Below are 12,913 nucleotides of genomic sequence, written 5' to 3' on the forward strand. Positions count from 1 at the left end.
ATAAACTGGTAGGATTAGCCTCTTTTTTTTGGAGCCAGATATGACTAAGCAGCCTGAAGAGTGGCTCGATGATGTGCCCGATAATCACGAAGAAGAAGATGAAGAGATTATTTGGGTTAGTAAGAGCGAAATCAAACGCGATGCTGAAGAGCTGAAACGCCTGGGGGCCGAACTGGTCGACCTGGGGAAAAACTCGCTGGATAAAATTCCGCTGGATGAGCGTTTGCGTACCGAGATTGAACTGGCGCAGCGTATTAAGAAAGAAGGCCGCCGCCGTCAGTTACAGTTAATTGGTAAGCTGCTGCGCAGCATCGACGTTGAACCGATTCGTACCGCACTGGATAAGCTTAAAAACCGTCATAACCAGCAGGTTGCGCTGTTTCACAAGCTGGAAATGCTGCGCGATCGCCTGATTGAAGAAGGCGATGAGGCGATGACCGACGTGCTTGCCCTTTATCCTCAGGCCGATCGTCAGCAACTGCGTAGCATGATTCGTAATGCACAGAAGGAAAAAGCGGGTAACAAACCGCCAAAATCAGCCCGTCAGATTTTTCAGTACCTGCGCGAATTAGCAGAAGCCGTCTGACCCTGGCGGTGATGTGCGGCTGAGCAGTGCCCAGCCGCAGGGTTTTCTCTCCCCTCGTTCGGGGAGAAAAGGATCGGCTACCGGTTAACGAGCCAGACGATCCAGCAGCTTCTGATGAATCCCACCAAAGCCCCCGTTGCTCATTACCAGGATGGAATCGCCCGGCTGCGCCGTTTTGGCGATTGTTTCTACCAGCGCATCAATATCCGCGCTGCAGTGCGCAGGCTGCATGCAGGCTTCTGCGACATCCGCGACCTGCCAGGGAATATGGCTCGGCTGGAACAGAAACACTTCGTCGGCACGCGCCAGTGACGGGGCAAGTTCATTTTTATTCACGCCCATTTTCATGGTGTTTGAACGCGGTTCGAGCACGGCCAGGATACGCGCCGTCCCGCCCACTTTGCTGCGCAGCGCGCTCAGCGTGGCAAGAATCGCGGTCGGATGATGGGCAAAATCATCATAGATCTTGATGCCGTTGACCTCGCCGCGCAGTTCCAGACGACGACGGGCATTGATAAAGCTGTCCAGTGCCTGGCTGGCATCCTCGGGTTTCACGCCAACATGACGGGCTGCCGCAATGGCCATTAAACCATTGTGCATGTTGTGTTTGCCGACCAGTGCCCAGTTCACTTCACCCACTTTGTTGCCGTCCAGCCAGACTTCCCAGTGTGAGGCGTCAGGCGTCAGTTTTTTCGCCTGCCAGTGACCGCCGTCGCCGACATGTTCCTGCTCGCTCCAGCAGCCCATCGCCATTACCTGCTTCAGGTTATGATCGTGCTCCGGCAGCAGGATCTTGCCCTGGCCCGGCACGATGCGCACCAGGTGATGGAACTGTTTCTGGATCGCCCGCAGATCGTCAAAAATATCCGCATGATCGAATTCCAGGTTATTCAGAATCAGCGTACGTGGGCAGTAATGAACGAATTTAGAGCGCTTATCGAAAAACGCGCAGTCATATTCGTCAGCCTCAATCACAAAGAATGGGCTTTTTCCTAATTTTGCTGAAACATCGAAGTTGCCGGGTACACCGCCGATAATAAAGCCCGGTTCCAGACCACACGCCTCCAGAATCCACGCTGCCATGCCTGCCGTCGTGGTTTTACCGTGCGTGCCGGCCACGGCCAGCACCCACCGGTCACGCAGCACGAAATCATGCAGCCATTGGGGACCTGAAAGGTAGGGAATGTTGCGTTCCAGAACCGCTTCCACACAGGGATTACCGCGCGTCATGGCATTGCCGATGATGACCAGGTCTGGTTGAGGATCAAGCTGACTGGCGTCATAACCCTCTGTTAATTCAATACCTTGCTGCTCAAGCAGGGTGCTCATCGGCGGATAAACATTGGCATCTGAGCCTGTCACCTGATGGCCAAGGGAGCGTGCCAGCATCGCCAGCCCGCCCATAAACGTGCCACATATCCCGAGGATGTGAATGCGCATAAAAACGTCCATAACTCAAAAGTTCGGCGCACAGTGTAACCTCGGTTGCGAGCGGAAGAAACGGATTAGGACTATGGTTTTTGAAGTTCAATCGGCTAAACTGCGTACGCATCCGTCGGCAGTGAAGTATGCCGCTGCCACTCCATCGATGATTCAGGGAATGTGTTATGAAAACGTTGGGCGAATTTATCGTCGAGAAGCAACACGACTTTCCGCACGCTACAGGTGAACTGACGGCGCTTATCTCAGCGATTAAGCTGGGTGCCAAAATTATCCACCGCGATATTAACAAAGCCGGTTTAGTGGATATCCTGGGGGCCAGCGGCGTCGAAAATGTTCAGGGTGAACAGCAGATGAAACTGGATCTGTTCGCCAACGAAAAACTCAAAGCCGCACTGAAAGCGCGCGGTATCGTTGCCGGTATCGCTTCTGAAGAAGAGGACGAATTTGTCATCTTTGAGGGCGAGGAAAACGGCAAGTACGTGGTCTTGATGGATCCGCTGGATGGATCATCAAACATCGACGTTAACGTCTCTGTCGGCACCATTTTCTCAATCTATCGTCGCGTCAGTGAACCCGGTACACCGGTCGTCGAAGCGGACTTCATGCAGCCGGGCAACAAACAGGTCGCGGCCGGTTATGTGGTTTACGGTTCGTCTACCATGATGGTTTACACCACCGGTTGTGGTGTGCACGCGTTTACCTACGATCCGTCACTGGGCGTGTTCTGCCTCAGTCACGAACGGATGACGTATCCGGAAGTGGGCTACACCTATTCCATTAACGAAGGTAACTACATTCGTTTCCCGCAGGGCGTGAAAAAATACCTGAAATTCTGTCAGGAAGAGGATGTGGCAACGCACCGTCCTTACACCTCACGCTACATCGGTTCACTGGTGGCGGATTTCCATCGTAACCTGCTGAAAGGCGGTATCTACCTTTACCCCAGCACGGCCAGCCATCCGAAGGGTAAACTGCGCCTGCTGTATGAGTGCAACCCCATGGCCTTCCTGGCCGAGCAGGCGGGCGGTAAAGCCAGCGACGGGCAAAACCGTATTCTGGATATTCCCCCCGTAACGCTGCATCAGCGCTGCCCGTTCTACTGTGGCAACACCGCCATGGTGGATGACGTAGAGCGCTTCCTGGCAGAGTTCCCGGAGTGTCGTCAGGGCTAAACATAAAGGGCGCGGGTGTCGCGCCCTTATTTTGTCTTATGCCTGCTGAAGCCGGAACAGCGCCATAGCAGCCTGCAACTGCTCTGACTGCGCCTCCAGTGAATGCGTGGCGGCGGTGGCCTGCTCCACCAGCGCAGCGTTCTGCTGCGCCGCTTCATCCATCTGCGTCACCGCATGGTTGACCTGATCGATGCCCCGACTTTGCTCTTCTGAAGCCATCGAAATCTCTTTCATCAGTGCCGTCACGCGCATGACTTCACCAGCGATATCATCCATGGTTTCGCCTGCACGCGTGGCCATTTCACTGCCCTCTTTCACCCGCGTTTGTGAATCGCTGATCAGCGTGCGAATCTCTTTCGCCGCGCTGGCACTGCGCTGCGCCAGGGTGCGCACCTCATTCGCGACGACGGCAAAACCGCGCCCCTGTTCACCGGCACGTGCCGCTTCCACGGCGGCGTTTAACGCCAGAATGTTGGTCTGGAAGGCAATGCCGTCGATCACGCTCAGAATATCGCCGATGCGATTGGCGCTCTCGGTGATCTCACGCATTTTTTCCATCACGTAGTTCACCACTTCCGCCCCGCGATCGGCACTGTCAGAAACGGCATTTGCCAACTGGTGAGCCTGCTGCGCGTTACTGGCGTTCAGACGAACCGTTGCGGTCAACTGTTCCATACTGGCCGCCGTTTGCTCCAGCGACGCGGCGGATTCTTCGGTACGTTGAGAAAGGTGAACGTTGCCCGCCGCCAGCTCGCGGCTGCCGCTGTCGATTTTCAGCCCGGCCTCACGCACCTTATTCACCGAGTCACGCAGAGCCTGCTGCATACCCGCCAGCGCATTGTTAAGACGACCCAGTTCGTTGTTGCCCGCCAGCGGCAACGGTTGAGACAGATCGCCCGCCGCCACCTGCTCAAGGTGAATAATCGCATTGTTCAACGGCGTCAGTAACATGCGGCGCAGCAGCACCCAGGCCAGTACCAGCAGCAGCACGGAGAGCCCCACCGCCACGGCGATCAGCACTTTCATCATGATTTCATTGCGCTGAGCTTCAACTAACTGTGCCTGGGTAATTTCGTCGGCTTTTGCGCCAAAGGTCTCTACCGCTTTGGTGTACTTCGCCGATAAAGGCTCCAGTTTACCTTCCAGCAGTTGGTAATATTCATCGTTATACTGCTTGTCGAGCGCCTTCATCATCGGCAGGATGCCCTGATCAAGGTAATCCTTATAGCTTGATGCAATGGCATCGGCCATGATTTTGCCTTCCGCCGTCACGGTTCCGGCATCCACAAAACGTTTTAAATTGCGCTGAGAGGACTCGACATCGGCCTGCGCCGTTTTGGTGACCTGCGCGCCCTCATCCAGTAAACCAATCTCAATCTTGCGTACTGCAAGCGCAGCACTGGCACGCGCGCGCATTAAATCGGCGTTACTGCGATACAGACTGTTTAACTCAATCCCCTGAATGCGGTTAATCACATCCAGCGAGCGGTTGCCCTTGTTGATTGCCACAATGCCCATCACACTCACCGCCAACAACAGCAGTGTCATGAATGCCAGCAACGCCAGCAACCCCGTGCGTAGTGATAACTGTTTCATCTTGATCGTTTCCGTATGAGTAGTAAAAGGCGAAATAATTTCGACAACCCTTAAACGGAGAAAGTATCGGCATTGCGATTCGCAAACTTTAACGCCTGTGAATGATTAATCCCGTGCTTGCCGCTAACCTGTTAATGAAATTGAAGGTATTTTGTTAAGGAAACAAAGGGGAAATCGATGAAAAAAAGGGTAATGTTGATAGCGCTCTTGAGTTGTAAGCTTGCAGTGGCTGAGCAGTCCACGATTGATGTCACGTTAAATCAATGCCTTAATCAAGCCGATACCACGCTGGCCTTGATGCAATGTCAGGATACGGCAACCCAGCAATGGGACGCGGAAATGAACGCGCAGTACAGTGCATTGATGAAAAAATTAAGCGGAGAACCCAGAGAGAAACTGCGTATCGCCCAGCGCGCCTGGCTGCGTTACCGGGAAGCCTGGTTAGCGGTGAGCCGCAGCCAACTCAACACGCAGGGCACTCTCGGCCCCGTTGCGCTGGCCACCCAGAGCACCGCGCTGGTCCGCAATCAAACTCTACAGTTGCAATCTTTAGCCACTGGCAGTTGCGCGAACCCCGACGATTGTTGATTAATGTAACCCTTTAAAGTCAGTCATAACTGTCTTCATTCATTTTCAGGGAAAAACTATGGTTGCTTACGCCTCCACGCTGATCTTGATCTGCCTTGCTGTACTGAGTTACTTCGTCCACAACACTGCCGTGACCCTGTCCATTCTGATCCTGCTGATCATCAAAATGACACCGCTGTCGCAATTCTTTCCTTATGTGGAAAAACAGGGCATTACAGTGGGCATTATTATCCTTACCGTAGCCGTAATGGCCCCGCTGGCCAGTGGTTCGCTGCCTGCGTCATCCCTGCTGAAATCCTTTGCCAACTGGCAGTCGATTGTCGCGATTTTGGTAGGCATTTTCGTGGCCTGGCTGGGCGGGCGCGGCGTGAGTTTTATGAGTGTACAGCCTTCCGTCATTGGCGGATTGCTGATAGGAACAGTAATCGGCGTGGCGTTTTTCCGTGGCGTTCCGGTAGGGCCACTGATTGCTGCGGGCATTGTATCCCTGTTTGTCACGGCCAAATAGCGTTGAGGAGCATTCTGAAACGCCAAAAAGGGGGCGTACTTTCACAGTCAGTTGGCTATAATAGCCGACACTCAACATACGACGACTGAAGGAATACCCGATGAGTTTGAACCAGGTGCCAGCAGGTAAAGACCTGCCAGAAGATATCTACGTAATTATTGAGATCCCGGCGAATGCCGATCCGATCAAATATGAAGTTGATAAAGATTCTGGAGCCCTGTTTGTGGATCGCTTTATGTCTACGGCAATGTTCTATCCATGCAACTATGGTTACATCAACAATACGCTGTCGCTGGATGGTGACCCGGTAGACGTACTGGTTCCAACACCGTACCCACTGGAGCCCGGCTCAGTGATCCGCTGCCGTCCGGTTGGCGTGTTAAAAATGACCGACGAGTCTGGCGAAGATGCCAAACTGGTTGCTGTCCCGCACACCAAACTCACCAAAGAGTACGATCACATCAAAGATGTAAACGACCTGCCAGAACTGCTGCGTGCGCAGATCACCCACTTCTTTGAGCACTACAAAGATTTGGAAAAAGGCAAATGGGTTAAGGTTGACGGCTGGGATAACGCCGAAGCAGCCAAAGCCGAGATCGTCTCGTCTTTTGAGCGTGCGGCGAAGAAGTAATTCTGCCCGGCTAACGCAGGTTTACCTGAGGTAAACCGTTAAAAAACACCGTCCAACTGGACGGTGTTTTTATTCAGACTTCCGACGCCTCATCACGCTTCAGCCAGTCTCCACTCTGGATACGCTGGCGACCCGCGACCGAACGCTGATAGACATAAAGCCACGCACTACCAAACGGCGTCTGAATCAGATGGCGTTTGTACTCACCACCTTTGGTCCGAAGCGCATCTAACTCGGCGAGAATGGAGGCATCAATTCGGTAGACTTCGCAATATACCGTTCCTTCGCCCGTGATCACGCCAGGATAGTGACCCAGACTGTAGAGTTCATAACCCTCAATCTGGTGATCACCCAACCATTGCGCATGTGTCATCCAGTGACTGTTTCCCTGTTTGCGCCGTAAACTGCCATAGACAATTATTCGCATTACTAAAACTCAAACTGATAGAGCAAATCAAGAGCCTGATCCACACCGGACACGGCTTCCAAATAGAGTTTGGGCATCAGTCGGTAACGTAAGGTTAACGTTGCCAGTGAATCAAAGATGCCAACCCCGTATTTTACTTGTAGACCCGGCAACACATAGCCACTGACCTGTACCTGCTGACTGTCGCCAACGCCGGTCGTATCAAGGGCAAGATTACTGACACCGAATGTCTCGCCGATTTTACCCACAACCTGCCCACTTTGTGCAACCCCTAAGCCGACTAACGCTGACGTTAACGCGTTACTGTCGCCGTCGCTATTCAGTCCCTGACCGCGTAACAGGTAAGAAAGGGCCTCCTGCTGTGACATCGCCGGATCGGAGAACACTTCCACTTTCGGTTCATCCGCCAGCCCCGTAACGCGCAATCCTGCCGTTACGCCATCCTCGGTCGCATCCGGATTACGAATCGCTTCCAGGTTGAGATAAGGCTGGTCTGGCGGGCCCGCAAACTGCAGCTCGCCTTTACGCACGATCAAGTCCTGACCGTAAGCATGGAAACGGCCGGATGGAATATTGATCTGTCCGTTGAGTCCCAGTCCTGATTTATCCTGGACCATTTTCAGATCGCCATTCAGACGGGCTTTCAGTCCAAAGGCCGACAGACGCACATCGTTTCCAACATGAATGGTCAGGTTACTGTTAATCGGTATTGAGGCCGTTTTAGGCGCAATCGGTTTAAGGTTTTTATCCAGCATAACTTCATCAGACGATACGCCGACTGCGCTCTCAGGAACCTCCTGTACCGTGATACGTGCCCAGGGAATATCGACGCGCCCGTCAAGATTAAAGGCGGCTGGCGTGGCTTCAAATACCACATCCGGCGACACATCCATGCGCACCATTGGCGGCACCGTGACACGGACCCGGCTGCCTTTGGCGGCTACGCGCGCACGCCAGTTATCCAGCTGGCTCCAGTCCGCATCGCCGCTCAGGTTGATATTGCCCTGTGCGGTCTGTAGCAGGCCATTCAGCGTCGAACTCATGCCGTTAAACACCATGTTCAGACTGGCACTGGTCAGATCCACCGGCATGAAGTTGCCTTTCACATTCACATCTTTCAGACCCAGTTGCCCAAAAAGCTGCGGCTGCTGCACTGTGCCGCCCAGGCGCAGATCGCTGTTCAGCAGGCCTTTGATGCTCTCGCCCTGCATTAAGGCGGGATTGATCATCGCCAGCGAGATATTGCGGATATTCACATTGCCACCCAGCTCACGGCGCTGTTGCGGATCGGTAATCTGCACATTGCCATCCAGTTGGCCGTTATTGACGAGGCGAATCAGCCAGTCGAGCTGTGCACGTCCGTCCCGCAGTGCCGCATTGACATTAATTGTGTTAAACGCGATGGGCAGCGTATTGCCCTGCACATCCTGCGCGACTTTCACGTTATTACTCTTCAGCGCCAGCGTGCCGACGGGCAGCTTGCCATCCGCCGTCCAGTTAACGCGGGCATCACCGCTGAACACGCCGCTCAGTTGGGTCTGGTCAGTCAGGAAGGGTTTTAGCATCGCCAGATCGAAGCGGTTTAATACCACATGAGCGTGACCGCTGGGGCCGGCTTCAATCGGTTCTGGCACACAAAGCTGCGCGTTGGGGTTTTGCCAGCAGTGCGGGCCGATTGACGCAGTCTGCTTCTGATTAACATAGTCGATCGCCATAGCGCGCGTCAGACGCCATTCTCCGACGGGCGTATTAAAACGCGTATTGTTCAGGCTGCCTTTCCATGTCTCCGTCTGGCGGTCAAAGCTACCGTTCAGCGCGAGCTGACCCGATACCGGCTCGCCCTGCACGTTAAGTTTAAGCTGATGCTGCTTTTCGTCGCCATCAGCATTGAGCGTCAACAGATTAATGTTAAGCGCATCCTGCTTCAGTTGTTCAACGCGCAACTGCAGCTTACCGGCGATCTGGTCGCTGGAGCGTACATCGCTTTTCAGCGTTACGCGCCGGACCAGCAGTTGCTGCCAACGTAAGCCAGTGGCCGTCAGATCCGCCAGCAGCTGAGGGGCTTTCAGCGAGCCGCGGGCTTTGATATCCCCTTTGACCACACCGCCCAGCCCCGGCAATGCGTTATCAAGATGGGGGGCATCCACGTTGGCATCCAGGTTCAGCGTTTCGCCCAGACTGCCTTTGATATCCAGATGATTGCGGCCCAGCGCAATCTTAATACCCGGAATATCCCACTGGTTGTAGCTGTTGCCCCGTAATGTTCCGTCCGCACTGACCGCGTTCTGTTTGACGTTACCCTTCAACATCAGTTGTGGCACACTCAGCTGCCAGCTGCCGCCATACAGGCTGCCGCGCGTAGTGATTTTACCCTCCAGTCTGGCTGGCCAGTCCGGATACTGGCGGGCGGTATTGATGCCCGCCAGCGTCAGTTCACTGCGCCAGCTGATGGCTTTGCTCCAGTCCACCAGCGCCGTCAGATCGATAGTGCCCTGTAACGCTGCCACACGCAGCTTGTCCAGGCTGAACTGTTCACTATTCCCTTTACCGTCCAGCGTAATCGTGGCAGGCGGCACCGCTTCGCCTTTCACCGCCGTGCGCAGCGACATCACGTAGTCGGTCGCCTTGCCTTTGAGCTGATAGTCGAGATTGTCCGCCTGGTACTGAACCGCTCCGGTGAGCGGCCAGCGCAGTTGCGGACTGGTCAGGGTTAATGCTAGCGGAAGACCGGCAACGGCGGGCTGAGCACGGGCATCCAGCTGCGCCCTGACCGGGCCAGAGAGGTTGAGCGCCAGCTTCAGCTCGTCACGCATCGCGCCCTGTAAGGTCAGACTCAGCTTTTCCCCTTTAACCGGATCAACATTCACATCGCCATTCAGGGCAAAATCAACGGGCCAGTTGTCTGCGAGCGTGGCCTGGCCGCTGCCGTTGAGCCTGCCGAGGTTTGAGTCCACGTCCAGCGTTTGCAGTTGTATATGGCGGTCAAGCGTTTTGGCCTTCACACGCAGCTGATTCACAACGATATCGGTATCGCCGATAATGCGGAGCTGTTCGCCCACGATGTCCTGAACATCGATATCCAGCGGTAACTGGAAGTCCGGCAGTGTCGGTAGCAGGGGTTTGGCAAACATCGCCTGCAGCGTTTCGCCCAGCGGCTTCTCGTTTGGCTGCGGCTGCTGGACTTTCGGATCGACCACCTGTTCCTTCGCGACCGCTGCCGCTTTAGGCAGCGCAATTAACAGGCTTTGAATGTGGGTAGGATTCAGCGTTAACGCCCGCGCCTGCCAGTGTAAGCCGGTGGAAAAATCCACCAGCGAAATCGCGGTATCATCGACTTTCACACTGATGTTATGCAGCCCGACGTGGCGCAGGCTGATGGGGTACGGCGTACTGAGATTGGTCGCGCTGTTATCGTCTTCGGGTGCCGCCGCCGACGGCGTCATCTTTTTACTGTCAACGACCACACTGATATCTTTTAGCGTCAGGTCATCGACGCAGACCGACGAGTGCAGCAGGCAATTGAGATTTAATGCCAGATGGATATTGCCCGCGTTAACGCTGACGCCCGGCATGTCGTAACGCAGACCGCTGAGCGTAAGATTACGCCAGCCGCCATCCACTTTGTTGATGGATAATCCCGGTACCCAGCGCGACGCGCCGTTTAACACTAAATGCAGGCCCGGCGTCGTACCAATCAAAAATGCCACGCCAGCCAACAACAAGACCAAAAAAATCAGAAAGCCAGTCAGGACCTTTTTCCAGCGCTTCATAGTTCAGGCCCCAATCCTACGTAAAATTGCAAACCGTGCTCCTCCCTGTCGCCAATGGGACGCGCAATATCAAACTTAATGGGCCCCACAGGCGATGCCCAGCGCACGCCGATACCGGCACCGGTTTTAATATCGCTTTGGCTGATGTCATTGACGGCCTCACCGGCGTCAACAAACACCGCGCCCCACCATTTTCCGCTGACGTTGTACTGGTATTCCAGTGAACCGGTTGCCATTTTTGAGGCCCCGGTCAGTTTGCCATCACTGTCACGTGGCGAGACGTTTTTGTACTTATAGCCGCGAATACTGCGGTCACCCCCGGCGAAGAAGCGCAGATCCGGCGGCACCTTATCGAAGTCGTTGGTTTCAATCCATCCCACCGTGCCGCGTGCAATAAAGCGGTTCTTTTCGCCCAGCGTACGAATCCAGACGTTTTGCGCCTGCAGGATCAGGAAATCGACATCCGATCCCCAGGTGGTATCGGACACATCGACAGAATAACGCTGCGAGTCGCCCCAGGTCGGCATCAGGCCACCGCGTGAGCGCGTGCGGTTCAGACTGACGCCGGGATAAAGCAACATCGTGGTATTGGTGACATTCCCCTGGGTAAAGTGGTCAAGGCTCCAGCGCAGATTGACGGCCCTTTGCCAGCCACTGCTGCTGTCCCAGTTACGCGATACTGCCAGCGTGCTGGTGTCCGCTTTGGTGTCGTTCAGATCGGTGCGTTTGAGCCCGCCTGAAAAAGTGTAGTACTGCTCCAGCGGGCTTTTGAGTAACGGAACTTTGTAGCTGAGATCCACCTGCTGCTCAGGCGCAGAAATATAGGCACTGGCCATCATGCTGTGGCCACGGTCGTTAACCCAGGGCTTTCTCCAGGTGCCTTTCAGGCGCGGCCCGACATCCGTCGAATACCCGACACCGGCTTCAACAATATTTTTTGCCCGAGGGGAAACGGCCGCATTTAACGGCAGAACTTTGGTTTTACGTCCCTCTTTAAATTCCGGCGCGACGACCACCGACTGGAACCACCCCGTAGCCGACAGGCGGCGATTCAGTTCAGCCAAATCACGGGAACTGTAATAGTCGCCCTTTTTAAACGGCACCAGATTTTGCAAATAGGCGTCACGGATCTGTGAGCCCTGGAAGGTGACATCGCCGAAGCGGTAACGCGGTCCGCTATTGTAGTCGATATCCCAAAAGGCTTCGTGGCGCGCCACGGAAACGCCTAACTGACTTTTTTCAAATTCGCCATCGAAATAGCCGTTGCGCAGCGCCAGGTTGGTAAAGCCACTTTTGAATTTATCGTACTGACCATGATTAAGGATTGTGCCAACTTTAGGGCGGCCCTGGGCGATCCAGTTTTTATAGTCCGCATCGTTTTTCGCCTGACCGGTGACAATGATCGTACTACCGGCAATCTTTACCGGCTGGCCAGGCGTCACGCGCGCGATGAGCACCGGACGGCCACCTTGCGCAGGGGCAGGGCGTGATTCAAAGTCGATATCAGGCTCATAGTAGCCGAGCGCGCGAAGCCCTTCTTTGATAGCGGCCGATACACGCGCGCGGAAACGGCCATCGTTGGTGACTTCGTCGCTGCTGATGGTCGACAGGCGTGCCCTGACGTTTTTTTGCAGTTCGCCGGTCAGCCCTTCAAGCTGTAGTCGAACCGGTGCCGCCCCAAAGGCGGGCGCGACGAGCAATAAGCCCGCCATGCAATAAACATAAAATCGTGGCACCTGTACTCCTGTCTCTCATGCCCGCCCCATTCCGCAGGGCGCGTGTTAATCCTTGTTGCCGTCACAATCGCAACGGCAACTTACTCATCATAGCCGCACTTTTTGCCAAAGGGCAGTCTGTAACGCGTTCTAAGTCAAATTGCGCATTATTGTCGGTAAAACGGACGCACGATACAACGACCTTGTTGTCCAGACAGGCCGCACGCCAGTAGACCGCTCTCCTGCATTACACATGCATCCTGAGCTGAAAACCTCATTATAAGCCACTGTTTGCCCTCTGGCGGCGGCCTCCTCGCTGCTGCTATAATCACCCACCGCAGGCATCCCGCCTGTCTTCATTTCTGCCCCTTTCCCCTTACAACCTTGTCGAACGGGCGCAGACATTTTTGGCACGGATAGCTCCTCTGCGTCGTACGTACAGGGAATAAGCGCCTCAACCGCACGCTGCCCAGGCCA

At 54.8% G+C, this 12,913-nt stretch carries 10 protein-coding genes; 5 read left to right on the plus strand and 5 right to left on the minus strand.

What is annotated here, in order from left to right:
• Positions 1–40: 40 nt before the first annotated feature.
• A complete protein-coding gene (yjgA, locus tag RAC65_RS17190; RefSeq protein ID WP_033740015.1) occupies positions 41–586 on the plus strand; it encodes a ribosome biogenesis factor YjgA in 546 nt (181 codons plus the stop codon).
• Positions 587–670: 84 nt separating this feature from the next.
• Here the strand turns inward: yjgA and mpl are convergent, their stop codons facing one another.
• Positions 671–2,026, minus strand: coding sequence for a UDP-N-acetylmuramate:L-alanyl-gamma-D-glutamyl-meso-diaminopimelate ligase (gene mpl, locus RAC65_RS17195; RefSeq protein ID WP_375096939.1), 1,356 nt, complete (start codon positions 2,024–2,026; stop codon positions 671–673).
• 167 nt (positions 2,027–2,193) lie between these two features.
• Between mpl and fbp the strand changes: the two genes are divergently transcribed.
• Positions 2,194–3,201 carry a class 1 fructose-bisphosphatase gene (gene fbp / locus RAC65_RS17200; RefSeq protein WP_006118345.1) on the plus strand — a complete coding sequence of 336 codons (1,008 nt, stop codon included), beginning with the start codon at positions 2,194–2,196 and terminating at the stop codon, positions 3,199–3,201.
• A 36-nt stretch (positions 3,202–3,237) separates the two neighbouring features.
• Here the strand turns inward: fbp and RAC65_RS17205 are convergent, their stop codons facing one another.
• Entirely contained in the window at positions 3,238–4,797 is a 1,560-nt protein-coding gene (locus RAC65_RS17205; protein WP_039341822.1) for a methyl-accepting chemotaxis protein, read from the minus strand.
• A gap of 177 nt (positions 4,798–4,974) precedes the next feature.
• Here RAC65_RS17205 and RAC65_RS17210 point away from each other — a divergent pair, with 177 nt between their 5' ends.
• From RAC65_RS17210 to ppa, 3 genes are all read left to right on the plus strand, one after another.
• Positions 4,975–5,385, plus strand: coding sequence for a lysozyme inhibitor LprI family protein (locus RAC65_RS17210; RefSeq protein ID WP_058708628.1), 411 nt, complete (start codon positions 4,975–4,977; stop codon positions 5,383–5,385).
• 58 nt (positions 5,386–5,443) lie between these two features.
• Positions 5,444–5,893: a DUF441 domain-containing protein gene (locus RAC65_RS17215; RefSeq protein WP_039341815.1), complete on the plus strand. Its 450-nt coding sequence runs from the start codon at positions 5,444–5,446 to the stop codon at positions 5,891–5,893.
• A gap of 100 nt (positions 5,894–5,993) precedes the next feature.
• Positions 5,994–6,524: an inorganic diphosphatase gene (gene ppa, locus RAC65_RS17220; protein WP_006118350.1), complete on the plus strand. Its 531-nt coding sequence runs from the start codon at positions 5,994–5,996 to the stop codon at positions 6,522–6,524.
• 73 nt (positions 6,525–6,597) lie between these two features.
• Here ppa and RAC65_RS17225 read toward each other — a convergent pair whose 3' ends face one another.
• Genes RAC65_RS17225 through RAC65_RS17235 form a run of 3 tightly spaced genes read right to left on the minus strand, consistent with a single transcriptional unit; the run spans position 6,598 to position 12,433 of the window.
• Positions 6,598–6,951: a gamma-glutamylcyclotransferase gene (locus tag RAC65_RS17225; protein ID WP_006118351.1), complete on the minus strand. Its 354-nt coding sequence runs from the start codon at positions 6,949–6,951 to the stop codon at positions 6,598–6,600.
• Between the two features lie 2 nt (positions 6,952–6,953).
• The gene (locus RAC65_RS17230) at positions 6,954–10,721 is read right to left on the minus strand and encodes a translocation/assembly module TamB domain-containing protein (RefSeq protein ID WP_375096940.1); all 3,768 of its coding nucleotides are present in this window, start codon (positions 10,719–10,721) and stop codon (positions 6,954–6,956) included.
• Positions 10,718–12,433, minus strand: a complete 1,716-nt coding sequence (locus tag RAC65_RS17235; protein ID WP_172677636.1) for an autotransporter assembly complex family protein — start codon at positions 12,431–12,433, stop codon at positions 10,718–10,720. The genes RAC65_RS17230 and RAC65_RS17235 overlap by 4 nt, the downstream gene beginning before the upstream one ends.
• Positions 12,434–12,913: the final 480 nt, after the last annotated feature.

The organism is Pantoea sp. BS_8 (assembly GCF_041954965.1).
Classification (GTDB): domain Bacteria; phylum Pseudomonadota; class Gammaproteobacteria; order Enterobacterales; family Enterobacteriaceae; genus Pantoea; species Pantoea stewartii.

Coding starts and splice junctions, on each gene's coding strand:
- yjgA (WP_033740015.1), top strand. CDS start 41: ATGACTAAGCAGCCTGAAGAGTGGCTCGATGATGTGCCCGATAATCAC.
- mpl (WP_375096939.1), bottom strand. CDS start 2,026: ATGCGCATTCACATCCTCGGGATATGTGGCACGTTTATGGGCGGGCTG.
- fbp (WP_006118345.1), top strand. CDS start 2,194: ATGAAAACGTTGGGCGAATTTATCGTCGAGAAGCAACACGACTTTCCG.
- RAC65_RS17205 (WP_039341822.1), bottom strand. CDS start 4,797: ATGAAACAGTTATCACTACGCACGGGGTTGCTGGCGTTGCTGGCATTC.
- RAC65_RS17210 (WP_058708628.1), top strand. CDS start 4,975: ATGAAAAAAAGGGTAATGTTGATAGCGCTCTTGAGTTGTAAGCTTGCA.
- RAC65_RS17215 (WP_039341815.1), top strand. CDS start 5,444: ATGGTTGCTTACGCCTCCACGCTGATCTTGATCTGCCTTGCTGTACTG.
- ppa (WP_006118350.1), top strand. CDS start 5,994: ATGAGTTTGAACCAGGTGCCAGCAGGTAAAGACCTGCCAGAAGATATC.
- RAC65_RS17225 (WP_006118351.1), bottom strand. CDS start 6,951: ATGCGAATAATTGTCTATGGCAGTTTACGGCGCAAACAGGGAAACAGT.
- RAC65_RS17230 (WP_375096940.1), bottom strand. CDS start 10,721: ATGAAGCGCTGGAAAAAGGTCCTGACTGGCTTTCTGATTTTTTTGGTC.
- RAC65_RS17235 (WP_172677636.1), bottom strand. CDS start 12,433: ATGGCGGGCTTATTGCTCGTCGCGCCCGCCTTTGGGGCGGCACCGGTT.